The following is a 24,720-nucleotide window of genomic DNA, read 5'->3' on the forward strand; positions in this document are numbered from 1 at the left end:
TAACGGTTGTGAGCGCGGTTATCTGCTCTAATCTGAGCCCAAATCGCCGGGTTTTAGCTAAATAAGCGCTATGGCAACCGTTAGAATTCGAAAACGGCGAATATTGGAGCAAATAGCGGCTGTGGCAACCGTTAAAATGTGGTGGCGAGAAATTATATCTTGGCGGATTTAATGCAGGCGCTAGTGTGGGAAAGGAGCAAACAAGGTCATTACGGTCCGTTACAAGAAGTCTATTTCCGTTTCTAGCTTCATACAATCTACCAGAAAGCCAAACGATTCATATAATTTCATTTTACTTATAGCGGCGGAGGTAGAAAAAACGATGAACAAAAAATGGAAATCCGGTCTAATGGTTATTCGTACGGTATTGCTTTTAACGGCGCTGATTTGGGTCGTTAGTGCCCCGCTTGGCGCCAAGCCGCAGGGGTGGCCGGAAATCGCGGCGCATGCGCTGGCCCAGCCGCCGGCAGATGCGCCGGCAACAAATAAGGGTACGGCAAAAGCGGGGGAACATACCGGGGAAAAAGAGACGGGGACGCTGAAAGCGAATGCTGTGCCGCTTGCGGCGGCGGCCGAACAAGTCGAGGCGAACGAGGCGGCTCCCGAGCGGCTGGAGGGAGGGGCAGCAACTGCTGCGCGGACAGTCATGGCGGCGGGGGGAACGGCAGCCGCAGCGGCATCGGAAACGCCGGCGCAGGCTGCAGCAAATGAGACGGCCAAGGCCAAACCGGCGGACGGTAAAGCGACTGTTAAAGCCGCTGATAAAACCGCTGATAAAACCGCCGATAAAGCCACCAATAAAACCGCCGATAATACCGACGGCAAAGTGGTGTATCTTACCTTTGACGACGGGCCTAGTTCGCTTACGGATGAAGTGCTGGATATTTTGAAAAAAGAGGACGTTCCGGGAACTTTCTTTGTGCTGGGCGAGCAGGCGAAACGCTACCCCGAGATGATCCGGCGGATCGAGGAAGCCGGGCATACGCTCGGCAACCATACCTATAACCATGAATACAAGGAGCTTTACGACAGCTTCGGCCATTTTTGGAAGCAGATCAAAGCCACCGAAGAGGTGCTGCGCGGAATCACCGGTGAACGCACGCCGCTGGTGCGCGCTCCGGGGGGGACGTACGGCCATTTTGACGAAACGTATTTCAACCTGTTGGAGCTTGGGGGCTATAAGGTATTCGACTGGAACGTGGACAGTGGGGATTCCCGCAGAAAAGGAGTCCCGGCTTCCGAAATCGTAAACAACGTTGTATCCGCGAACCAACCAAATCAGGTCGTCGTGCTCCTGCACGATGGCGCGGGACATGGGGAATCCGTCAAGGCGCTGCCGAAAATCATTCAACATTATAAGAAGCAGGGGTACGCGTTTCGTGCGATTTCCCCCGATCAGCCGCCTGTGCAATTTCATCTTGATCCTTCCATGAAAAAGAAACATAGAACCATCCCGTCCGACGCCTGGGTAAAAGCCAATGTTGTGCCCAACGCCGCTTTGTTCGGTCCGGATTTGCCGTTAACGGTAGAGGCGGGAGGCGTGCAAACCCGGCTGGACAGCGGGGAGTACCGGCTGCAGGATGGGCAATATATTGTCCCGCTGCGGACAACGATGGAACGGCTTGGGGCCAAAGTCCATTGGGACGGGGACAACCAACGCGCCGTCGTCGTATGGGGGAATGCGAAAGCGACCTTCGATCCGAACACCGGCACGGCGACCTCGGAGCTTACAGGAAAACTCCAGGTCAAATATGACCTGATTTTCGAACGCAAAAACGAATCGCTATGGGTGCCGCTGCGGATTCTTATGGAGGCGGCGGGTCATCCGATCGCTTCGCTCACGTTGCGCGAGGATGAACGCCGGGTGACCGCGCTGTAACCGGCACGGCTTGAACGGGACAGGACTGTTTTGCCCGTATCTCTCATTCACGTCTATTTCCGCTAGTTTCTGGGGAAACTGGTAGATAGATTGGCTGGAAGTTTTCCGCCTGCCTAGAAACGGAGGAGATACGATGAATCAGGAACAGGCACATGATCTGCTGCAGCGGCTGGTCAGCCGGGTGGATCGTGTCATTGTCGGGAAAAAAAGGGAAATCGAGCTGGCGGTTGTCGCCATGCTGTACGGAGGCCATATTTTGCTGGAGGATGTTCCCGGCGTCGGCAAAACGATGCTGGTGCGGACCCTGGCGGCTTGCCTCGGCGGTTCGTTTGGCCGCATCCAGTTCACATCCGATTTGATGCCTTCCGATGTTACCGGAGTCACGGTTTATCATGCGCAAAGCGGACAGTTTGAATTTCGGCCCGGCCCGGTATTTTCCCATATCGTGCTGGCCGACGAAATCAACCGCGCGGCTCCAAGAACGCAGTCGGCTTTGCTGGAGGCGATGGAGGAGCGGAAGGTGACCGTGGACGGAGTCACCCGGGCTTTGCCGAAACCTTTTTTGCTGCTGGCCACGCAAAATCCGCTGGAATACGAGGGGACCTACCGCCTGCCGGAGGCGCAGCTGGACCGCTTTTTGATGCGGCTGGCTTTGGGGTACCCGAATCCGGAGCAGGAGCTTGAGATGCTTGGCCGGCTGCAGGAGCAGCATCCCCTCGCCGAGCTGAAGCCGGTGCTGCTGCCCGACGAAATCGCCGCGATGCAGCGGCAGGTGCGGAGCGTATTGGTGGATGATGTCGTCAAACGCTATATGGTTAGCCTGGCGGACGCGTCGCGCCGTCACCCGCAAGTTTCCCTCGGCATCAGCCCGCGCGGCACGCTGGCCTGGATGGGGGCTTCGCAGGCGATGGCTTATTTCAAGGGCCGCTCGTTTGTCACGCCCGATGATGTCAAAGCGGTGGCGGAAGCGGTGCTGGTCCACCGGATCGTGTTAAAAACCGAAGCCAAAATCGCCGGAATCAGCGGCGAACGGGTGCTTAGGGAATTGCTCGCTAAAGTGGACGTGCCGATTTTTGCAAGGGTCTCAGGAGTGCCGTCATGAGAAGCGGGATTTGGAGATGGGCGGCGGCCCTGACGGCAACGGGGCTGCTCACGGCATGGTATTTATGGCGCGGAGGCGCGTCTTCTTTCTTTTTGGCGCTGCTGTCTTGGTTCGTAATGCTGCAAGGCGCGTTGGCATTATGGTGCGGTCCGAAGCACATGAAAGTGGTGCGCTCCTGGGAGCCGGACCGTCCGGCGGACGGGGATGGGCTCGCCATGAAATTGACCGTGACTTGTCTAAGCGGATTGCCGCCGCTGTGGCTGCATGTGGAAGATGAGCTGGCGGCAGAAGTTTCGGTGGTGCGTAACAGCAGCAGAGCAGGCAAATTGTATTTCTCCGGATTTGGCAGGGTTTACAGCGGGACTTATCATATGGAAGAAATCAACCGGGGGATTTACGAAAACATCGCGGTGCGGCTGACGTGGGGCGATGCGCTCGGCTGGTTTAAGCGCAGCTTGCGGGTGGAAACGGAAGACATTTTGATCGTCCCCCCGCGGCCGTTAAGTTCCTATCCTTCGCAAACGCCCGAGGCGTACGGCGATGATGAGGGCGGTGGCGGTCCGTACCGCCGGCAGGCGGCAGCGCCGTCCGCACCCGGCCGGTTGAGGCCGTACATGGCCGGGGATCCGCTGCGCCGCATTCACTGGAAGCATTCGGCGAAGACGGGAACGCTGCTGACCCGGATTCCGGAGGAGCAGGGGAACGTGCCGCGTTATTTGCTTCTGGGAACGGATGAAGCGGATTACGCCCTGCCGCGGGGCCAGGCTCATTGCCAGCGGCGCTCCGCCGGCAAGGACCGGTCCGCTGCTGCGCCGGCGGCCTGGGCCGTGGAAGCCGATCGCTTTGAACTGGCGGTATCCGCCGCGGCGTCCTGGCTGCAGCGGGAAGCCCGGTACGGGAAACCGGGGGAGCTGCTGCTTAGCCATGGCGGTATGGATGGTATCGCCGAGTTATCCGGGTATGAAGGACTAGCCTACGGTATGGAACTGCTGGCCGGGGTTGATTTCGGCAAAGGGTTGCCCGCGGAGGCGGTGCTTGAGCGGGACTGGCCGGAGTTGTCCGCGCAGGGACGGTCTGTCACGGTCATTACCGGACAGCTCAGACCCGGTTTGACGGAAGCTGTTTTGCGGCTAGCGGAAGCGGGGGTCTCCACCGAGCTGTGGTGCGCGTGCCCGCCGGCCGGGGCGGAGCTTGATGATGCGCTTGCCTCCCGCCTGCGGCAACATGGCGTAGCCGTTTTTGGCCTGACGCCCCGGCATCTTGGACTCCCGCGAAAGGAGGGAGCGGAACATGCCAGCGCCTAGTTCAAAGGAAGAAGCGGCAGCCTTGGCCGTCGCCCCTGCGGAGGGAGGGATTTCGCGTCCGGAGGCATCTTTCGGAGCCGTCCCCAAAGACGATGCCCCGGCCTTCGGATTGCGGCTCGTTTTATCGGCATTTTTGTTCGGACTGTTTGGGGAATGGCTGTATCCGCTGTACGCTTTTGTCGCCAATGGCCAAGCGGACACGGTTACGCTTTTTTTCGTGCTGACGGGACTGCTGTTATGCGCCGGATGTTTGCGTTTGCCGTCTTTTTTATATGCCATGATCCCTTCGCTTCTGGTCGTCTGTTCTTTATTTTATCTCCATGGGCAGGCGGATGGCGGGATCTGGTTTATCGACCTGGGAAAACAGTTTGGCGCCGATTTGGCCGAATTTATGCAAACCGGACGGCTGAGCGGCGCCAGCATGGAATTCCGCACATTGCTGCTGCTGATCGGCTGGACGCTGCTGGTCGTGTCCGTGCAAATGCTGACGCTCGGCAGACAAAACATTCTGCTGTTCCTGGCGGTGACGCTGCTTTACTTGATCGTTCTGGAGACAGCCGGGGGTGTCGAGCTGTACTTGGGACTGATTCGAACCGCGGTGCTCGGCCTGATTTTGCAGGCATTGGTGTTCGGCAAGCGGGGGCCGGGCTGCGCCTTCGGCCGGGGAGGCCTGATCGGCTCGGGGATTGTCTTGGTTTGCGTGGCCGGTGCCGCACTGTTGAGCTCGCAGCTTCCGGTGCAGCCAATCCGCCCGGTATCCTGGCAGCAGATTGCCCGGAGTTTGTCCGAGTGGAGCGGCGCCGAGCTGACTGCAGCGCAAGAAACGGCGGCGGTCTTTAGCGTTTCCGGGTACAGCCGCAGCGACGCCGAACTGGGGGCTCCTTTACAGCTTCGGCACGATGTGTATTTCACGGCGCTGTCGCCGCGGAATACGTATTGGCGCGGGGAAAGCAAAAGCGTCTACACGGGACGGGGCTGGATTCAGCCTGCTGCGGGGGATGGCGCGAAAAGTGCGGAGACGCGGGAGACACCGAGCGCCGCGGCCTCCGTTACGCCGGCCTCCGGGCCTGCCAATCCCGGCACCGCACCGGTCACGGAAGAAATCCGCCAGACGGTGATGTTTAAAGAACCGCTGACCGGGCGGGTAGCGCTTCTTTCCGGCGGCATTCCCGTACGTTCCGGATTTGTTTTTGGCGGCGAACAAACTCCCCGGGTTCAGGTGGAGCCCCGTTTCGACCCGCTCGCCGACGCGCTGGTGATCGATTACGCTGCCGCGGCCGAGCAAATCTACGGCTACGAAGTGACCGCGCTGCCGCAAACGCCCCCGGGCCCCGCCTTGCGAGACGATCACGGCCCCGACGAAGAGGGCATCGCCGAACGTTATCTGCAGCTTCCCGATTCCTTGCCGGAACGGGTGCGGAATTTGGGAAAAGAGCTCGCAGCCGGCACAAGCAGCCGCTATGATACGGCTTTGGCCGTGCAGAGCTATTTGAAGAAGAACTATGCCTACAACCTGGATACCCGGCGCCCGCCGGCGGACGCCGACTTTGTCGACCGTTTCTTGTTCGAGGACAAAATCGGCTACTGCGACCATTTTTCCAGCGCAATGGTGGTGCTGCTCCGCAGCGGCGGCGTTCCGGCGAGATGGGTGAAGGGCTTTGCGCCGGGCGAACCCGAAGCGGCAGGCCGTGCTGGCCAGAACGAAACGATGCGGCGGATTACCGTGACTTACGCGGACGCCCATGCCTGGGTCGAGGTTTATTTTCCGCAGGCCGGCTGGGTGCCTTTTGATCCGACGCCCGGATTCGGCGATGCGCTTGCGGCAGGCGCCGGCAGCCCCGGCAACGCGGCCGGCGGGAACACCGGCACGGAGCTCCTCGAATGGCTGAACCAGGCGGCGGCCAGCGCGCAAAAGCTGGCGGCCGAATGGACATCGGCCGCTGCCGAAATCGCCGCCGGCTGGCGGGAAAAGCTGCAGCCTGTGCCGAATCCATTCGTTTGGACGGCCTCGCTGCTTGGCGCCGGCTTGGCGGTTTTGATCGCCCGGGAGATCGTCTGGCGCGGAAATCGGCTGCAGCTGTGGCTGTACCTGCGCCGGCCGCGCCGCAGCTTCCCGGGACGAAGCGAATTGCTGACGGCCGCCGACCGGGTGTGGCGGGAGCTTGACAAGTGTTACGGGCCCAAACCGCCGGCGATGACGGCCAGGGAATATTTGCGGTCCGCTCTGCAGGGCAGACCGGGCTTAACCGGCGCGGCCGAAGAGTTTGTGGCGATCTGGGAAAACCTCTATTACGGAGGGCGGCAGCCTGAGCGCAGGGAAAGCATGAAGTTTCTGAAGCATTGCCGGAATTTGGCCTTTCGGCGCCGCTGATTCCCGGCCCTGGCTTCCTTGACGACCTCTTTCGTCGTTTCGTATAATAGGTGTCATAATTTGAGGGAGGCTCGGTCATGAATAAGCCAAATGAAATGATTGTCGTTCTTGATTTCGGAGGGCAATACAACCAGCTGATTGCCAGACGGATCCGCGACTTGGGCGTTTACAGCGAACTACTGCCATTTAATACGCCGGTGGAGCGCCTGCGGGAGCTGGCGCCGAAAGGGATCGTGTTTTCCGGCGGACCGTCGAGCGTTTACGCCGAAAACGCGCCGCATATCGATCCGGCCGTGTACGATGTGGGCGTGCCGATCCTGGGCATCTGCTATGGCATGCAGCTGATGGCGCATCAGCTTGGCGGGAAAGTGGAACGCGCGGCAAAAAGAGAATACGGGAAAGCGGATGTCGATTTTGCCGAAAATTCGGTGCTGACCCGCGGGCTTCAGGCCAAGCAAACGGTGTGGATGAGCCATGGGGATCACGTGACGAAACTTCCCGAAGGTTTTGTGGTGGAAGCCTCCACGGAGCATGCCCCGATCGCCGGCTTTGCCAATGCCGAGCGCAAAATGTACGGCGTGCAGTTCCATCCGGAGGTCCGGCATTCGATCCACGGCAATGAAATGATCCGTAATTTCTTGTACGAAATCTGCGGCTGCGAAGGCAAATGGAGCATGGAGACATGGATCGAGGACGCGGTTCGCGACATCCGCGCCCAGGTCGGCGACAGCAAGGTGCTGTGCGCGTTAAGCGGCGGCGTCGATTCGTCGGTCGTGGCGATGCTGATTCACAAAGCGGTTGGCGATCAGCTGACCTGTATGTTCATCGACCACGGCCTGCTGCGCAAAGGCGAAGCCGAAAGCGTAATGGAGACGTTTGTCGGCAAGTTCGACATGAAGGTCGTCAAGATTGACGCGCGCGAGCGGTTCCTGTCCAAGCTGGCCGGTGTCGACGATCCGGAACAAAAGCGGAAAATCATCGGCAACGAGTTTATTTACGTGTTTGAAGAAGAGTCGCGCCGGTTTGACGATTTTAAATTTTTGGCGCAGGGCACGTTGTATACGGATATCGTAGAAAGCGGCACCGCCACGGCGCAGACGATCAAATCCCACCACAACGTGGGCGGACTTCCGGAGGACATGAAGTTCGAGCTCGTTGAACCGCTGAAGACGCTGTTTAAGGACGAGGTCCGTAAAGTCGGCGAAGAGTGCGGCTTGCCGAAGGAGATCGTGTGGAGACAACCGTTCCCGGGCCCGGGCCTGGCGATTCGCGTCCTCGGCGAAGTCACGGAGGACAAGCTGAAAATCGTCCGCGATTCCGACTACATCCTGCGCGATGAAATCGCCAAAGCGGGGCTGGATCGCGAGATTTGGCAGTATTTTACCGCCCTGCCGAACATGAAAAGCGTAGGGGTTATGGGCGATGCCCGGACTTACTCCTACACCGTAGGGATTCGCGCGGTGACCTCCATCGACGGCATGACCGCCGACTGGGCCCGCATCCCGTGGGACGTGCTGGAGAAAATTTCGGTACGGATCGTAAATGAAGTCGATAACGTCAACCGGGTCGTGTACGACATTACGTCGAAACCGCCGGCGACGATCGAGTGGGAATAGATTGTAAGAGCGTGAAGGTCTTTATTTATAAGGCTTTCACGCTCTGTTCTTGTCTATCAGCAACCATTTTGCAACCAATCCCAATTTAACCTTATTTTATTGCGTATTCCCGCCACACAAAGCTACCATCATCTTGTTTTATCTTCTTAAAACTTGAGTATTTGCCTGAAGCAGTATCATACTTCAGAACGGGTATTGTCTTGCTAACACGAGTATTACCGTCGATATAGAAGTGGCTTTGCTTGTCCCAAAAAACGTTATGATAATCGGTGTTGCCACTAATTTCAGATGTTGATACATGCCCTGCAATAATATCTTTGAAAAATTTGCCTGTTGTATGAGGGTATTTACTACAGAAATAATAATCTTCTGATCCCCATTTCCAAAGTTCTTCTGCTTCTTCATCAATGCCTGCATGAACAAATATTTGCGTGTCTGTTTCATAATAGAAAGGCAAGCCTTTAAGCCAATTTATAAGAGCAGCATCATTAAACGAACTGGCTTTGGATTCTATATCCTCTAGTAACATAAACTCATGATTTCCTGCTAAAACAATTACCTGATCTTTATGCTTTTCTTGTATTTCTTTAATGAAATATAGAATTGACAAATCTTGCGAATGAATATCGATGTAGTCACCCAATAGAATCAACTGATTATTTTCGCTCAAATCAACTAAACTAAGCGTTTCTTTGAACAGGTCCAGTTCCTCATGTATGTCGCTCATAGCGTAGATATGTACCATTATGGATTCCTCCGTAGCATCGTTTAATAAATGGATTGGAGATCAAAGTCCGCTTTGTTTTCAGGTGGTAGATCGAGCAGAGCGCAAAGGGAAGTGTCAAACTCATTCATTTTAATGTATCATTGCCACACTTTGAAAATTAGATACACCACCTCCTTTCTCAACATCAATTAAAAGGTGTTTTGTTTAGCACTTTCTAACTTCTCCATTTTGTTAGCGGGGTTAATTCAATGTTTTTTATACTTTATAGCACCAAGTCCGTCTTTGCCCTCAAATGATACATTTTTGATATTTCCATTTTCCACTGCTTCAAAAATATATCTACCAAGCAATGCAGGCGGATTCGAGATTATATCTCGCAGTACGAATTCAGACCCAGGTTCTAAACTGTTAATCGTACTTACCGCTTCTTTGTAAAGGTCAATAAAACTTACTGACGGCTTCGAAATTGACGATTTAGCAATTGTAGCTAAGACTAAATCCTTAACGTAGGAGGTCACATCTGGAAAACCCTGTTTTTCTGCCTCTTGCAAAAGGGCTTCATATTCACTTTCGTTAACTCGAAATTGTATCCTCGGGGTCATATCTAACCTTCCTTTCATTTTTTGTAGTCTACGTCACCACTTATGTCACCACTTATGTCACCACTTATGTCACCATAACCTGGAAATAAGTTTAAATAATTTCTTCCAATTTGTCAAGAACATACTAAAGAATATCTATATCACTTTCATAAATCAACGCCAGGTGAGGGGGCTGTCTAAAAGGTTCGTGTCTTGGTGTCCCTGCCTACTGCTGCCTTTGCAGGATTATCCCCTTCGTTCAGGAGCAGGGAGCAGGGGGGCTAGAGCAGGGTTCCAAAAAAGAGAGAAGAAAAAACAAAAAAGATGAGGAAAAAATGAGGCGGTTCAGGTGAGTTTTTCGGCTTGATAAGAGAACGTGAGTTTGGTATAATGAAATAAACGGAACATATGTTCGTAATTTCTTAATTCGTGGGCGAGTGAACATGGAGATCAATGCGGGAACGGAACTTCAGCCATTCAGCAGCCGTTTTAACAGCGAGCAGGACTGCATGAAGGCGCTGATCGCAATGCAGTGGCCAAACGGCTTCGTCTGCCCGCGTTGCGCTCACACCCGGTGCAGCCGTTTGACCTCCCGGCATATCCCCTTGATTCGAGTACGGAAAGTTCAAGCATCAAACGTCGGCTTTAGTCGGCACGATTTTTGAAGAAACGCATCTGCCCCTGCCCCGAGCGAAAGAAACGATTCGACAGAAATTACTGCGTATGTGTGCGGCGATTCCAGCGCTTCCTTACCGCCGGTTGAGCGCGCGCCAACCGAACCAGCCCCTTGCAGCTGCGGCCTGATCGAGAAACTGGAACGCCGAGAGGAGTTTGATGCAGATCAACTTAATGGGTAGGAGGTAGCATGAACAGTGCGGGCGTTGCTGTAAATGGATTCAGGCTACAGCAAAATCACGGTCTTTTCGTTTCCCTCGCGTCTTGTCCTTGATCTCTTGTCCGGTCTGTTTCACCTCCCCTAAACCTGATTCTTTCCCCTAAGCCAGTCTAAATTATCTCGAACCTATCTGCTTCTTCACCCAATATTTTCTTCTCCCGAGCTTGTCTGTTTCTCTACTACCTGATCAAACGGGATAATCGTGCAAAATCTCCGGACAGCAAGTATTGATCTGCCGCCCACCCCAAGCAAAGGATACTTTACTTCGTTTGGCAGTTGTTTTAGCGCTCCAAAGTAGAATTTAGAGCCATTAAAGGACGCCGTCAGGCGTTTTTTTAATATCGCTAGGAAAGATTGTTAATGCTTTTGCTCATTTTACGTATTAACATATGTGAGTTCCTTCATTACAAATTGCGCAATTTGTATAGCTGCCGGTGAAGGTAAGGTGGAAGGAGGGTGTGGATGGAAGTTATCCAGAGTAAAGTGGAACGTTACCAAAATACAGAAGAATCACGTGCGGCGATCATGTCAAAAGAGGAATTCACACAGATATACAATACGTATTTCAAACGCGTTTACAAGTATATCTATTATCGCATTAATAACCACCATGCGGCGGAGGATATTTGCAGTCAGGTGTTTGAGACCGTTATATGCAAGTATTACAGCTTTTCACCGGAAAAATCCAATTTTGAAGTGTGGTTGTTTGCTATTGTAAGAAACGCTGTAACAGACTACTTCAGGGCTCAGAAGAAAAGAAACCACTCCTCACTGGATTCTTTGCTGGAACTGATTTTTCCCAAGCCGTCTCCTGAGGAGCTGGCGATTCGCGAGGATAATAACCAGGCACTGTTCAAGGCTCTCGCTAAGCTGCGAGAGAAGGAGCGTAACATCATTGCAATGAAATACGGGGCTGGACTGAAAAATTCAGAAATTGCACAGATCATGGGTGTCAGTGAGTCCAACATTGGCGTTGTACTGTACAGAAGCCTAAAAAAACTGCATCTTTCCTTACAGGCGGGGGGATTCAAAATATGAACAAAAAAAATAATCTCACAGAATTCAGCAAGACCATAGAACTGCTTGAGAAGGCAGAACAGGAGAGCGGCACCTCCAAAGAAAGGATTTATAACCGCTTGATATACAAGCTGGATCATGAAGCTATTAAACCCCAATCAAGGGAAAAGGACGGGATAACGATGAAAAAAAGCAGTTGGAGAACAGCGGCGGTGATTGGCGGTGCGGTAATTTGTTTGGGCGGGGCATTTTCTACAACCAGCTATGCACAGGAAATGTTCCAGTCCATCATGGCAAAGTTTAAGGTGGGGAATCTCGAAATCACGCAATACGATAAGGAAATTCCTCCTGCTTCTACGTCTTTCACTCCATCTGAAGATGGAAGAGGCGAGCGAGACGGCGTTATTGAATTGCCGGCTGCGGCCAAACTGACGATAGATGAAGCCCGTGCAGCGCTTGGAATGAACTTTCCGGCCCCGGATTGGGTGGCAGACTATAAGTTTGTAAACAGTGTTCTTCAGGGCACCAGCATGGTCGAATTGCAATACAATTCAGGGGATAAAGCTGTCAACTTTCTGATTTCCAAGGGTGGAGAAAACGGAATCGGCACTACCGAAGATGTGAAAGTAGAGGACATTAACGGGACTACGGTCTATTTTGCCAATGGAATTGTGATTTGGGAAGAGGAAGGCTTTACAGTTGAACTGTATTCCCAAACCGATTTTGACAAGACCACACTCGGGAAAATCATCGGCAGCTTTAGCATTGGCGCTCCGGTTGAGCCCTTAGAGGCTGACGTGGTGAATAAGAATGTGGAGAAGAGCAAAGGTGCAGTAGCTGCCTCGGCCCCGGCCGTAGATTGAGGCGCAAAATAAAGTGAAGCCAAAAAACGGAAAGACGTTGCCAGCAATTTGGGTAGCGTCTTTCCGTTTTTCTTACGAACTAGGCCAATATGCCTTTGGCCCGGGCTTCCTTGATCCATGCCGGAAATTCGTTGAGAAGCCGGTCATACAGCTCTTCGTCGCTGATGCTCGAAATATCGTCCAGCGCAAAGAAATTAGCGTTATCGATATAGCGCCCGGGCATTTCGTCCAGTTTCTGCAGCACCCCGTAATTGGCCCGTCCCAAGCCGACAAATTGCCAAAACAAATTTTTGGTGGAACTTTCGGTAATAAGCCGGGAAATTTTATTTTTTTGGCCAACTCCGCCGTCGCTAAAGAAGATAATGTAAGTCGGTAAACTTACATTAGGCTCTTCCACCGTGTACTTGCGGATAATATCCTCCATCACCGGAGGCTCATTGTTCGTGCCGCCTTTGCTGCCTAAAGTATATGTACGGGCAATGTAATTTTCATAGTCTCTGGCCGTAACGCTCGGCGCCCGCAAATAATCTTTGGCGAAAAACCACACATCCAGCTCGCCGTTATCGTCAAACGCCGCGGCAATCGCCAGTATGCGTTCAAAGGCTTCCTGCACGATACCTTTGCGGTACAGGTGATACATGGAGCCCGACGCGTCAAAAACAACGGCCACACGCGCTTTGATCGGCTCGATTTTCTTTTTCTCGAGAGTCAGCGTTACTTTTCGTTTGAGCAGATCGATTTTGGACAGATTCAGAGGTGCGGGCGCAGGATTCGGGCTTGGAGCGGGGGCAGGAGCAGCCGGCGCCGATGCCGCAGCCGCTTCGGCTGCAGCGTTATCCTCCACCTCCACACCAAACGACTCGGCGAGTGGCTTCAGTCCTCCGAAAAATCCCCGTCCGATGGCGCGGACTTTGAAGCCGCCCTGGTATTTATAGATTTTTATGAAAATAAGGGCCGTTTCTTGCGTAGCCTGGGTAATCTCATAAACTACTTGCTGGGAGCCGGCTCGAACAATGGCTTGGCATTTCTGCACCTGCGCGAAGGTTCCCGCTTCAAGGGTAGCGGTAAATACGCATTTTTCCACGGGAGCCTGACGAAGCTTGTGCGTATCGACCGCAAAAGAACTTTTCAAATTTTCGATCTGCTGCAAAACCACACTCCGCTGCGGATCGGCAGTTTGATTATAGAAAACAAAATAGTCGTCCGCAGGCACCTTGCCGCCCTCGTTCACCATAAAGCAGCTGACATCGAGCGCTGACGGAGCCGAGGCGCATTGAATGGTGATTTGCAATTGATCCGATTCATGAAGGCCGGTGTTTTGTCCCGTATTTAGGCTAACGATAGGATTTTCCATTGTGATTTCGCCTCTTCCTCTACTGGTGATTATTAGTAGCTATATAGATTCTGAGGGAAATGTTTCCACAAGTCAATTGTTTGGCCGGATCTGTCTTCAGGAAACGGCGATCGGGTCGCGGACGATTTTAACTTCGTAAAACGTAATTTTATTGTTCAAAATATAATCCGGCATGCTGTTTCGTCCGGAGTGGGATTCGCGGAAGGCGTCGCTTTGCGTCCACCGGTGGAAATCCTCCTTCGTGTTCCAGCGGGTGCTGACCGTTACTTCATCGTATTCTTTCGTGTTTTCGGTCAGCATCACTTCCAGGCCGAGAAAGCCTTCCATCAATTCCACCTTGCCGGTTTTGTTGAAACGCTCGATGAGCTTGCCGGCTTCCCCTTTTTTAATTTGGCTTGTGTTCGTAACGATAATCATCTCGAGTTCTCCTCCTTATCGGAAATGGAATGCAAAGGAATAACGACCAGTTCGTTTTCCTCAAATTTGACTCTGGCTTCAATGTCATAAACGCCCCGGAAAAAAGCTGCGGTAAGCACCTCCTGCGGGGGCCCCTTCGCCACGACTGCGCCCTGTTTCATGGCGATCAGGTAATCGCAATATCTGGCGGCCTGCTGCAAATCGTGCAGCACCATAACCATCGTGATTCCGAAGGTTTCGTTGATTTGCTTTAAATGTTCGAGAATCTCCAGCTGACGTGCGATGTCCAGGTAGGTGGTCGGCTCGTCAAGCAGGAGCATATCCGTTTTTTGGGCCAACGCCATGGCGATGCGTACCTTTTGCTGTTCACCTCCCGATAAAGTATGGAAAAGCCGATCCGCGTGCCCACTGGTGCCCGTAACGCTCATCGCCCACTCGATGATCCGCCGGTCCTCATCGTTCATTCGCTGGCGGAATAAGCGTTTGTATGGGTACCGCCCGTAAGCGACAAGCTCGCGCACGGTCAAGTTCGGAAGAAACGCGCCGCTTTGCGGAAGCATCGTTAATTTTCGCGCGAATTCGGCGCTCCCGTATTGACGGATCGGTTTGCCGTCCATCCGGATATCCCCGCCGTGAATCCTGAGCAGACGGGACAGTGTTTTTAATAGAGTCGATTTGCCCGAACCGTTGGGCCCGACGATCGCCGTCATCTTTCCTTTCGGAAAAACAACGGAAACTTCGCGCAGCGAAAACATGCCGTGACTCGCGGAAATTTCCAGTGTCTCTAAGGCCGTCATTACATCATCCTCCGTTTTTTTAGCAGGAACAGGAAAAAGGGCGCTCCCAATCCGGCAAGCAGCACGCCGACCGGCAGCTCAATCGGATCGAACCAGGAGCGGGCCGCGATATCGGCGAACAGGACCAGCGCCGCTCCCCAAAGGATCGATAACGGCAGCAGAAAGCGGTAATCCTCCCCGGCCAGCATGCGAACGGCATGCGGCACGACGAGACCGACGAAGCCGACCAGACCGGCGACACTGACGGCTGCGCCGGCCAGCAGCGACGAAAGAGCAATGAGGACAAACCGATGCAGTTCGACCCGTTGACCCAGCAGACGGCTTGCATCGTCGCCAAGCAGCAGCAGGTTGGCCGGTTTGATCGCCAGGATGCTGAGCAAAAGACCGGCGGCCGCGTAGGGCAGCATGAATAGCAAATGCGACCAGCTTCGCCCGCTCAGCCCTCCCGCCAGCCAGGGGAGCACCGCCTGAACCCGATCGCTGTACATCACCATCACCGCATTCATGGCCGCGCCGAGCAGGGCGTTGACGGCAACCCCGGCCAGAATGATCTTGAAGGGCGAGGTACCGTTATCCCAGGACAGCAGATAAACAGCCAGGGAGGTTATTAGCGCTCCGGCAAACGCAATGAGCGGCAGCATATAGCTCCATTCGGGAAAAATCAGCATGCCGGCAATGGCCGCGATCCCGCCGCCCGACATCACGCCGATAATGCCCGGGTCGGCCAGCGGATTTTTCATCACCCCCTGCAAAAGACTCCCCGCTGCCGCAAGGCAAGCGCCGACCAGCATGGCAATCAACACGCGGGGAAGCCTGAGGTTCACGATAATCGTCTCGTATTGCGCCGTGCTTTCGGAGGTCAGCGCCTGCCAAACGGACGAGAGGGGAACCGGGACCGAGCCGTAAGACAAACCGTAAGCAATAAGCATCAGGAGGACCGCCGGGGCAAGAATGAGCAGGACATATTTCCGTTTTGTTTGTTTCAGCCGGCCCATCAAGAGGTTCCGCCTTTCAGCAAACTGTGGAGCAACTCGACCGATTCGGTCACCCGGATACCTGGATTGGTGCCGAACAGATCCGCCGGAAGCACTTCAACCCGGTTATGCTTGACGGCGTCGATTCCGCTCCAAGCTTCGTTTTGCTGCAGTTCTTTAAGCAGACCCTGCTTGACTTTGCCGGCGTCGCCATGGGTCATGATAAAAATATATTGCGGGTTGGCTTGGGCAATCCGCTCGACGTTTAATTGGGCGTACTGCGGGAATTTGTCGAGTCCGGGAAAATCCCCGGCGATGTTGGCGCCGCCCGCGTAAGCCAAAATATCCCCGCCGAGCGAGTTCGGCAGCGCGGCCATGTATGTGCCGGGAGCGCCGTAGACCAGGAGCGCTTTCGGCTTATCTGTTTCCTCCGCGGCGGCTTGATAGGCGGCCAACTGTTCATCAAGGTCCGCGACCAGTTGCTCTGCCCGTTCGGTCTGCCGCAGCATTTGTCCGAACAGCCGAATCTGCTCTTTGATGTCCGCAATCGAGTTGGCAGAGGTCAGCACCATTTGGGAGCCCAGGTTCTCGATAACCGCGGCGTCCTGAGCGTTGAGCGCGGCGTTGCCAAGCACGGCATCGGGGGCCAGCATGGCGATTTTTTCAAAATCGATCTCATGCGATGTCCCGATCTGTTCCACCTTTTTCAGAGAACCCGGCAAAGGCTCTGAAATTCCGCTAGTTTCGCTGACCGTCGGCCGCCCCACGATCATCCCGCCCAACGCATAGGCGATATTCAAATCCCCGCCGCTTAGGGCGACAATCTTTTGTGGCACCCGGTCGAATGTAATCCGTCTTCCCGCAAAATCCTCGATCACTACCGCGGCCCCGGCCGGGCTGTGTTCGCCCGACTCGGAGGGGGGGATGGACCCCGGCGCTTGACATCCGGATAAGCTTAGCCAAATGGCGGCAAGCATAAACCAACGGCTTTTCACGTATACCTCCTAGAAACTGACATGTGAATTTTTCAAGACAAATGATAATGAATATCATTCTCACTGTCAATAAAATTTTAATAATTACTTTTGGAAAAAGACAGGATTTAAATTAAAAATTTTAATATTGACAAATTCGAAATGGTTGAGATAGCATTTGAGACAGCACACGGTTAGTTTTGTCGGTGTGGCTAATTGCAAGGGATTGGAGGGATTAAATGGGTAAGCGCATATGAGTTTGTTTGGTTGTCGTTCGTTGTCGGAGAGGCTGAAAATCGAAGTGAATAGGGCGGTTTTTTTTTAAGCATCTATTGAGAATGATTATCATTATTAACTGAATTAATTATTGAATTAGGGAGGTTTTTCTCATGATAAAAGGGTTGGGTAAACGGTTTTCCGCATTGGTGCTTGCCGGTATTTTGTCACTGCTGGTTATCCCGGCGGCATTGGCTGCCGTCAACTTGGCAGACGGGACTTATTCGGTAAATTATACAGTACTTAAAGCGGACAGCGATACGGCATCGATGGCCGATACCTATTTCGCCAAACCCGCTACTGTTGTTGTGGAGAACGGAGAGGTTTATGCGCAGGTTCAATTGAACTCTAGCAGTTGGATTACAAAGCTTGAGGTGGAACAAGGAAGAACGTTTGTGGAAGCGCAAACCGTCAGCTCAAACAGCGCCGCCAACACAAGAGTCGTTCAATTCCCGCTCGAAGGATTAACGAGCCCGACGAATGCCAAAATTACCGTTTCCATTCCGGCGATCGGATATTCCGGCTATTATGACATTCGCTTGGCTTTTGACGAAAGTTCGGCTGCAGCCCAATAATTTGTGGAGTGTTGCAGCTTAAGAGGAGGAAGTCATGAAGCATCAAAGCACTATTTCGCCGCTTCGAGTTGCTGCGTTTCTTACCTGCGCGTTTTTGCTGGCAATTTTGCTGTTCACAAGCAGGGCTCAGGCCGCATCCGTCCTCCGGGACGGTACATACACGATTGATTACACGGTGTTGAAAGCGGAAAATGATTCGGTGTCGATGGCAAACGATTATTGGGAGAAGCCGGCAACGGTGCATGTCAAGGACGGGAAAATGCAGGTCGAAGTAACGCTGAACCACAGCGCATGGATTACGGAATATAAGGCGCCTTCAAACGGTGGGTTTGCAGATGTGGAGGTCGTGAAAGAAGACCCGGCCGCGGACACACGGTTGGTGCGTTTTCCGGTGGCCGATTTAACCGTTCCGTTGGAATCAAAGATTCATGTGACGGTCGAATCCGTCGATTACGACCATGACTATACGATTCGCTTAAGCTTTGACGAAGACAGCCTGAAGGAAAGCGAAAGCGCGGCGAGTTCAAAAGCGGAAGCTTCCGTGGACAAAGGAAATTCTCCATCTCCAGGCTCGGCAGCTGCCGTCCCGGAGAAGCCCGCGAGCGAACGGACCGGCAAATCGGCGGCTTTGAACAACGCAGGTGACGAGACGGGGGATTCCGCGAGCGAAACGGGCTCGGGCGACCGGGAAATTCCGAATCCGAAAACAGGAGACAGGACTCCGGTTTTGGCGCTTATTTTGTTGTTTATCGTTTCGTCGGTATTTGTTTTCCGGCAGGTGTTAACAGCCGAGAGGAACAAAAAATAGTACGTTCGAAAATCAGTATGAGCAGGAGGCCAGAATTTGAACAAGTTGTTTAGTAAATCGGCGGCAGCCGTTTTTGCGATTGCAGTTTTATTGTTATCCTTATTCCCTCAAGCCCCGGCTCGTGCGGCGTCCGACCTGGCTGACGGAGTGTACAGCATCGATTACTCGATTTTGAAGGATGGTACGACCCAAGCCTCGGTCATGGAAACATATGTGGAGAAGCCAGGGACGCTGACCGTGGAGAACGGGGTGCAGTATATGTCGTTTACGCTCAAGCAAAGCAAGGAAATTACGAGCTTTCAGGTTGAGCAGGACGGCGCGTTGCAGGAAACCGTTACACTCAGTACTTATGAAGAGGGGAATACGCGGGACATCCAGTTTAAAGTCGATGATCTGTCCGCGACGCTAAACGGTTTCGTCACCATCGAATGGCCGGAATTCAACTATTTCAACTCCTATGACGTTGATCTGGCGTTTGACACGGACAGCATTACGCTCATTTCGGGCGGCGATCCGGATGACAATCCATCCACCGGCAACCCGGATGACGATCCATCAACGGGTACCCCGCCGGACGACACTCCATCGGATGGCGGATTAGCGGACGGAAAGTATAGCATCGGCTATACGATCTTGAAGGATGGCACGGCTGAAACTTCGGTCATGGACGAGTATACGGTGAAGCCGGGGACGCTGACGGTGAAGGACGGCGTGCAGTATGTATCGTTTACGCTCAAGCAAAGCAAGGAAATTACGAACTTCAAGGTGGAGCAGGACGGTCAACTCCAAGAGACGGTCACGCTTAGCACGTATGAAGCGGAGAACACGCGGGACATCCAGTTTAAAGTGGATGATCTATCGGCGGCGTTAAACGGGTACGTCACCATTGAATGGCCGGAATTCAACTATTTCAACTCCTATGATGTCGACCTGAAGTTTGACACGGACAACATTACGCCGATCGATAATGGCGGAAATCCGGGCGGCAATCCGTCGACCGGGAATCCACCGGTTGTTAATCCACCGGTTGTTAATCCACCGGTTGTCAATCCGCCGGAGGGTCCCATCGATCCAGACAATTTGGCAAACGGAAAATACACCATCATGTTCAAGTTTTTGAAATACGGAACGAGTAGTCCATCCGTGATGGACGGGTACGTGCAGCATCCCGCGATTTTGGAAGTAAGCGGAAGTAATTATTATATCTACATGACTTTTAAGCAAAGCGAAGAAATTACCGGTTTTAAAGTCGGGGACGAGGAAGTTGATACGGTCGGCACCGATGAAACGGCGAATACGCGGGTCGTGAAATTCAGAGTGGATAACCTGAAAGAAATCGCGGATGCCTGGGTTAAGATCGAATGGCCGGAGTACAATTACTTCAATTCGTATGATGTGCAGATTCAATTTTATCCGGATTCGATCGGCGAGCTTGACGCAGCTGACGACTTTACCCTTTTAAACGGGAACATGGTAACACCCGTTGCCAAACAAGATTTCGTGCTGAAGGACGGAAAATATTCTATCGGTTATACCATCTTGAAGAAAGGTACTCTGGAAACCGCAGAGATCGACGAATACGTTGTACATCCCGGTATGCTTGCGGTGCAGGACGGCAAGCAGCAGGTCTCTTTTGAGATGAAGCAGAGCAAGGAAATCGTCAGCTTTAAAACGAAACAAAACGGAACTTTAGCCGAGACTAAGACGTTAAGCGAGGATAAAGCGAACAATACGAGAGTTGTCGGGTTTGAAGCCGCGAATTTATCGAGCGCGCTCGATGCCTGGGTGAAAATCAAGCGGCCCGAAGGCTACTTTAACGAGTATGATCTGCAAGTCAAGTTTGATGTGGACAGCATTGCTCCGCTATCCGCCGCAGTGAATGCCACTAATCCCGATATTACGGATCATACCGAGGAAGAAACAGCAAATGCACCGGCTGCCTCCCCGCAGTCCAGGAACTTTACGGACACGGAAGGGCATTGGGCCAAGGAAAATATTGCCCGGGCCGCCGCTTTAGGCATCGTTACGGGTTATGCCGACGGTTCTTTCCGCCCTGATATCAGTGCAAGCAGATCGGAATTGGCGGTAATGCTCAGCCGGGCGTTGCAGCTGGATAGCAGGGAACCCTCCTTGCCGTTTGCCGATAAGGACAACTTTCCTGGGTGGAGCCAGGAAGGAATAGGCCGGGCCGTTAGCGCGGGGATCATTTCCGGTTATGAAGACGGAACGTTTCGCCCGCAAGCAAGAGTAACCCGTACGGAAACGACCGTCATGATCGTCCGCGCCATAAATGGCGCCGAAGGCAACGCTGGCAAACCCGGCTTTAAAGACGTCAGCGAGATACCGGAATGGGCACTTCCGCAAGTCTCCGCTGCCGCCCGGCTAGGTTTGGTGCAAGGAGGACCGCAACAGTTGTTTGCGCCGAACGCTCAAATAACACGCGCTGAAGCGGTTACTCTGATTCTTAACATGCTGGATACGCAAAATCAGAGCTGAGCATTACTCAGGTTTATATTACCGAAATCCTATTGAAAAAGCGATAGAGCTTGAAGAAACGCGGGGCAAGTTTGTCCTCTAGCTGGAAGGGCGCCGGACAACAGGTGTCCTTCCAGCCTTTTTTTGATGACGATACCTTAGCATTTACATAAGGCGAAAAGGAGCTGTGAGAAAACATGCGCACGGCCGTTGGCGTCATTTGCAGCCTGGCTTTACTGTGCCTGCTCTGGGGATGCTCATCCGGGCAAGCGACGGAGCAGAAGAACCAAACGGGATCGGCCGAAACGGCTTCCGCCGAACCTAAGGCTGCCGACCACCGCATTGTCGCGACGACGGTTGCGATCACGGAAATTATGGACGCGCTTGGAGTGGAACTGATCGGGATTCCGACGAGTTCGAAGGAACTGCCCGAACGGTATGCAGGGGTCACAGAGGTTGGGAACCCAATGAATCCGAATATGGAGATCATTAAAGGACTTGCTCCAACGGAGGTGCTGTCGGTGACTACACTGCAATATGACCTGAAACCTGTATTCGCGAACGCCGGCATAGAAGCGAAGTTTATTGATTTAACCAGTCTGGAGCGGATGGAGCAGGCCATTCTTGATCTTGGCGAGCAATATGATCGCCAGAAAGCCGCCGGGGCGCTGGTTGCATCCGTGGACGATAAACTGAAGGAAATCCAGGCGGAAGTGGCGGATCGGCCAGCTCCGACGGTGCTGATTTTGCTTGGTGTTCCCGGCAGTTATTTGGTAGCCACCGAGCACTCTTACATCGGCGATCTGGTCGCTAGGCTCGGCGGAAAAAATATCGTTCAAGGCGAAGAAGTGGAGTATTTGGCCTCCAATACGGAGTATTTGCAGCAGGCCAATCCGGACATCATCTTGCGGGCGGCGCACGGGATGCCGGATGAAGTGGTGGAAATGTTCAATGAAGAATTTCAAACCAATACGGTTTGGAAACATTTCAGCGCTGTCCAAAACGGCAGAGTCTACGATCTGGAGGAAAGATTGTTCGGGACGACGGGCAACCTCGCCGCCGCCGAGGCGCTGGAGGAACTGAAGGCGATGATGTACCCATGAGCGATATAAAAGAGGTTGTACTAATAAGGAGAAAAATTTCCATCATGAACAAAATAACTTGGAGTTTCATAACCGTGACCGCGCTTCTGCTTGCGATGGCGGTATATTCTGCCGTTACAGGGAGTTTGCAGGCGGGACCATGGGAACTCGTGCAGGGCCTGTTTACGGGAACGAACGAAAAGGTTGAGATTATCCGCGATCTGCGGCTGCCCCGGATCATTATCGCCGTTTTTTCGGGAGCGGCTCTGGCGGTCGCAGGCGTTCTGTTTCAGGCGGTGATGCGCAATCCGCTGGCGGATGCGGGCGTGATCGGCATTTCCTCGGGCGCGGGGTTTTCATCCCTCATTTTGGTGACTTTATTGCCCCAGTGGTTTTTCTGGTCCCCGTTGTTTGCTTTTTTGGGGGGCGTTGTCGCCTGCGCGCTGGTGTTCCTGCTTTCATGGAAGTCCGGGCTCAGTCCCATTCGGATCATTCTGGTCGGCGTTGCGGTGAATGCGATGTTCAGCGGTTTAAACGAAGCTTTTCTGGCGATTTGCAGCTATCTGCAAACCGGACTGAGCGCCGAAGCCGCTTCCTATACCGCATATATTTCTCTCAAAACCTGGGACGATGTCCGCATCATGCTGCTTTACGGAAGCTTGGGGCTTTTGGCCTCGCTGTGCCTCAGCACCTGGTGCAATCTTTTGTCGCTTCAAGATAAAACGGTGCACAATCTTGGCCTGAACGTCACAAGCGCCCGTCTGATCATTTCGGCTGTCGCCGTATTCCTGGCCGCCGTGACCACGGCGGTGGCCGGAATCATCGCCTTTGTGGGGCTGCTGATTCCCCACATTGCGCGCAGATTGGTCGGCTCCGATCACCGGGCGCTGATTCCATTTTCCGCGCTTGCCGGAGCGCTGCTGATATTGTCGGCCGATACGCTGGGAAGAACGCTGGTGCCGCCCAACGAATTGCCGTCCTCGATCATCATGTCGGTGATCGGCGGGCCTGTTTTAATATTTTTGTTGAGGAAGGGCGGGCGAGTCCGTGGAAATTAAAGAGGTTACTTTTTCGTACAATCGGATATACGACCACCTGCGCGGGATTAGCGAGAACATCGAACAAGGGAAAATCACGACGATTATCGGTCCGAACGGCTGCGGAAAGTCAACGCTGCTTGGCGTCATTTCCACCAATTATGTGGCGAACCGGGGAGAAATCATGCTGGACGGAAAAAGGCTGAACAGCTACAGACCAAAGGAACTGGCGCGCAGGCTGGCGATTGTCCATCAGCATAACGAAGCGCCGGACGATCTGACGGTGGAGCGGCTGGTGCGATACGGCAGGCTGCCTTACCAAGGGCTGCTGAAATCGGATCGCGAAGCGGATGAGGCGGCCGTAAACTGGGCGTTATCATGCACGAATTTGGAAGATAAGCGGCAGTTCCTGGTCGGGGAGCTTTCCGGCGGAGAGCGGCAACGGGTTTGGATTGCGCTGGCGCTGGCCCAGAAGTCACCGTTTTTGTGCCTGGATGAGCCTACGACCTATCTGGACATTTATTACCAGATGGAAGTTCTGGAATTGATCCGGCAGCTTAACGTCCGGCACGGGTTGACGATTTTGATGGTCTTGCACGACATCAATCAGGCGATCCGGTACAGCGATAAAATCATCGTCATGAGAAACGGGGAAATCGTGGCCTCGGGGCCGCCGGAACAGGTGATTACCAAAGAAACCGTCCATGCGGTTTACGGCGTGGACGTTGCGCTGCGGACCGATCCCGAAGCGGGATTATACATCGTTCCCATCGGAATTTGAGGTGAAGGAGATTCGGAAAACATTTTTTTCGGTGTTATGCTGGAGCGTATTTTTGTATTCCGGATACGAATTGGCGCACCTAACGCTCGACAGCGTCCACAGCAGCCAGCTCCGCAGCGAAACTCACTGGCTGTATACGGAAGCAGGTCCCGGCATCGGCGGAGCCGGCGGATCGGACGCTGCCGCCGCCCCCCAGGATTCCCCGGAGCCTGTTGTTCGCTCAAAGTTTCACGGCCTGCTGGCGCTTAATGCCGATACGGCCGGCTGGATCGAGATCAAGGACACGAACATTTCGTATCCGGTGGTGCAGGGGGAGGACAACGACTACTACCTGAAGCATGATTTTAAGGGAGAGCGTTCCAAAGCGGGAAGCATTTTTATGGATTTCCGCAATCAACTCGGAGAGGCGCCTGACAAGAACATCGTGCTTTACGGCCACCGCATGAAGGACGGCACGATGTTCGCCGGTTTGCGCGCTTACCTGGAGCGGGATTTTTTTGACGAACATCGGGTTTTCCGGTTTGAAACGCTGTATGAGGAATATGAGGTGGAAGTGTTTGCGGTGTACCGGACGACGACGAGTTTCAATTATATCCGGACTTCGTTTGCGGATGATCGTGAATTTTTGAACTTTGTTGATGAAATCAAGGAACGTTCCATTTATAAAACGGACGCCGACATCGGGGAAAATGACGTTATTTTAACTTTGTCCACTTGCGATTACCTGCTTGATGCGGAAGAGGGCAGGCTGGTGCTGCAGGGGAAATTGATCGCACGATAGGGGAATTCCGAGAGAGAAGAGCGCCTTCGGGCCA

General features: G+C 53.4%; 22 protein-coding genes. 15 read left to right on the forward strand and 7 right to left on the reverse strand.

The window, feature by feature from the left end; translation table 11 throughout:
• Positions 1-322 precede the first annotated feature (322 nt).
• From NYE69_RS08175 to guaA, 5 genes are all read left to right on the forward strand, one after another.
• Positions 323-1,879, forward strand: coding sequence for a polysaccharide deacetylase family protein (locus tag NYE69_RS08175; protein ID WP_340925747.1), 1,557 nt, complete (start codon positions 323-325; stop codon positions 1,877-1,879).
• Positions 1,880-2,012: 133 nt separating this feature from the next.
• Positions 2,013-2,981, forward strand: coding sequence for an AAA family ATPase (locus tag NYE69_RS08180; RefSeq protein WP_316560608.1), 969 nt, complete (start codon positions 2,013-2,015; stop codon positions 2,979-2,981).
• Positions 2,978-4,285: a DUF58 domain-containing protein gene (locus NYE69_RS08185; RefSeq protein ID WP_316560609.1), complete on the forward strand. Its 1,308-nt coding sequence runs from the start codon at positions 2,978-2,980 to the stop codon at positions 4,283-4,285. The genes NYE69_RS08180 and NYE69_RS08185 overlap by 4 nt, the downstream gene beginning before the upstream one ends.
• A complete protein-coding gene (locus NYE69_RS08190; RefSeq protein WP_316560610.1) occupies positions 4,272-6,656 on the forward strand; it encodes a DUF4129 domain-containing transglutaminase family protein in 2,385 nt (794 codons plus the stop codon). Before NYE69_RS08185 ends, NYE69_RS08190 begins: the two co-directional genes overlap by 14 nt.
• Positions 6,657-6,733: 77 nt before the next feature.
• Entirely contained in the window at positions 6,734-8,272 is a 1,539-nt protein-coding gene (guaA, locus tag NYE69_RS08195) for a glutamine-hydrolyzing GMP synthase (RefSeq protein WP_340925749.1), read from the forward strand.
• Positions 8,273-8,363: 91 nt separating this feature from the next.
• Here guaA and NYE69_RS08200 read toward each other — a convergent pair whose 3' ends face one another.
• Both NYE69_RS08200 and NYE69_RS08205 read right to left on the reverse strand, forming a co-directional pair.
• Positions 8,364-9,017, reverse strand: a complete 654-nt coding sequence (locus NYE69_RS08200) for a metallophosphoesterase (RefSeq protein ID WP_340925750.1) — start codon at positions 9,015-9,017, stop codon at positions 8,364-8,366.
• A 227-nt stretch (positions 9,018-9,244) separates the two neighbouring features.
• Positions 9,245-9,601 (reverse strand): hypothetical protein, encoded by a 357-nt coding sequence (locus NYE69_RS08205; RefSeq protein ID WP_340925751.1) that lies wholly within the window; start codon positions 9,599-9,601, stop codon positions 9,245-9,247.
• A 422-nt stretch (positions 9,602-10,023) separates the two neighbouring features.
• Here NYE69_RS08205 and NYE69_RS08210 point away from each other — a divergent pair, with 422 nt between their 5' ends.
• From NYE69_RS08210 to NYE69_RS08220, 3 genes are all read left to right on the forward strand, one after another.
• The gene (locus NYE69_RS08210; RefSeq protein WP_340925752.1) at positions 10,024-10,245 is read left to right on the forward strand and encodes a transposase; all 222 of its coding nucleotides are present in this window, start codon (positions 10,024-10,026) and stop codon (positions 10,243-10,245) included.
• A gap of 692 nt (positions 10,246-10,937) precedes the next feature.
• Positions 10,938-11,513, forward strand: a complete 576-nt coding sequence (locus tag NYE69_RS08215) for a sigma-70 family RNA polymerase sigma factor (RefSeq protein ID WP_124333249.1) — start codon at positions 10,938-10,940, stop codon at positions 11,511-11,513.
• A complete protein-coding gene (locus NYE69_RS08220) occupies positions 11,510-12,355 on the forward strand; it encodes a hypothetical protein (protein ID WP_340925753.1) in 846 nt (281 codons plus the stop codon). The genes NYE69_RS08215 and NYE69_RS08220 overlap by 4 nt, the downstream gene beginning before the upstream one ends.
• Positions 12,356-12,434: 79 nt before the next feature.
• Here the strand turns inward: NYE69_RS08220 and NYE69_RS08225 are convergent, their stop codons facing one another.
• The 5 genes from NYE69_RS08225 to NYE69_RS08245 all read right to left on the reverse strand — a co-directional run bounded on the left by NYE69_RS08225 (position 12,435) and on the right by NYE69_RS08245 (position 16,874).
• The gene (locus NYE69_RS08225; protein ID WP_340925754.1) at positions 12,435-13,709 is read right to left on the reverse strand and encodes a vWA domain-containing protein; all 1,275 of its coding nucleotides are present in this window, start codon (positions 13,707-13,709) and stop codon (positions 12,435-12,437) included.
• 96 nt (positions 13,710-13,805) lie between these two features.
• Entirely contained in the window at positions 13,806-14,126 is a 321-nt protein-coding gene (isdG, locus tag NYE69_RS08230; RefSeq protein ID WP_124333246.1) for a heme oxygenase, read from the reverse strand.
• Complete coding sequence (locus NYE69_RS08235) at positions 14,123-14,923, reverse strand: ABC transporter ATP-binding protein (RefSeq protein ID WP_340925755.1); 801 nt, start codon at positions 14,921-14,923, stop codon at positions 14,123-14,125. The genes isdG and NYE69_RS08235 overlap by 4 nt, the downstream gene beginning before the upstream one ends.
• The gene (locus NYE69_RS08240; protein ID WP_340925756.1) at positions 14,923-15,918 is read right to left on the reverse strand and encodes a FecCD family ABC transporter permease; all 996 of its coding nucleotides are present in this window, start codon (positions 15,916-15,918) and stop codon (positions 14,923-14,925) included. The genes NYE69_RS08235 and NYE69_RS08240 overlap by 1 nt, the downstream gene beginning before the upstream one ends.
• Entirely contained in the window at positions 15,918-16,874 is a 957-nt protein-coding gene (locus NYE69_RS08245) for an ABC transporter substrate-binding protein (protein WP_124333280.1), read from the reverse strand. Before NYE69_RS08245 ends, NYE69_RS08240 begins: the two co-directional genes overlap by 1 nt.
• A 386-nt stretch (positions 16,875-17,260) precedes the next feature.
• On the opposite strand from NYE69_RS08245, the gene NYE69_RS08250 reads away from it, so the two are divergent.
• The 7 genes from NYE69_RS08250 to srtB all read left to right on the forward strand — a co-directional run bounded on the left by NYE69_RS08250 (position 17,261) and on the right by srtB (position 24,686).
• Positions 17,261-17,722: an NEAT domain-containing protein gene (locus NYE69_RS08250; protein WP_340925758.1), complete on the forward strand. Its 462-nt coding sequence runs from the start codon at positions 17,261-17,263 to the stop codon at positions 17,720-17,722.
• A 34-nt stretch (positions 17,723-17,756) separates the two neighbouring features.
• Positions 17,757-18,530 carry a heme uptake protein IsdC gene (gene isdC, locus NYE69_RS08255; protein WP_155620822.1) on the forward strand — a complete coding sequence of 258 codons (774 nt, stop codon included), beginning with the start codon at positions 17,757-17,759 and terminating at the stop codon, positions 18,528-18,530.
• 36 nt (positions 18,531-18,566) lie between these two features.
• Positions 18,567-21,026 (forward strand): NEAT domain-containing protein, encoded by a 2,460-nt coding sequence (locus NYE69_RS08260; protein WP_340925760.1) that lies wholly within the window; start codon positions 18,567-18,569, stop codon positions 21,024-21,026.
• 176 nt (positions 21,027-21,202) lie between these two features.
• Entirely contained in the window at positions 21,203-22,108 is a 906-nt protein-coding gene (gene isdE, locus NYE69_RS08265) for a heme ABC transporter substrate-binding protein IsdE (RefSeq protein WP_340925761.1), read from the forward strand.
• Positions 22,109-22,152: 44 nt separating this feature from the next.
• On the forward strand, positions 22,153-23,145 hold the full coding sequence (locus NYE69_RS08270; RefSeq protein ID WP_340925762.1) for a FecCD family ABC transporter permease: 993 nt from the start codon (positions 22,153-22,155) through the stop codon (positions 23,143-23,145).
• The gene (locus NYE69_RS08275) at positions 23,135-23,905 is read left to right on the forward strand and encodes an ABC transporter ATP-binding protein (RefSeq protein WP_340925763.1); all 771 of its coding nucleotides are present in this window, start codon (positions 23,135-23,137) and stop codon (positions 23,903-23,905) included. The genes NYE69_RS08270 and NYE69_RS08275 overlap by 11 nt, the downstream gene beginning before the upstream one ends.
• On the forward strand, positions 23,829-24,686 hold the full coding sequence (gene srtB, locus NYE69_RS08280) for a class B sortase (RefSeq protein ID WP_340925764.1): 858 nt from the start codon (positions 23,829-23,831) through the stop codon (positions 24,684-24,686). The genes NYE69_RS08275 and srtB overlap by 77 nt, the downstream gene beginning before the upstream one ends.
• Positions 24,687-24,720: the final 34 nt, after the last annotated feature.

It is taken from the genome of Paenibacillus sp. FSL R5-0527 (assembly GCF_038008055.1).
GTDB classification, from domain to species: domain Bacteria; phylum Bacillota; class Bacilli; order Paenibacillales; family Paenibacillaceae; genus Fontibacillus; species Fontibacillus macerans.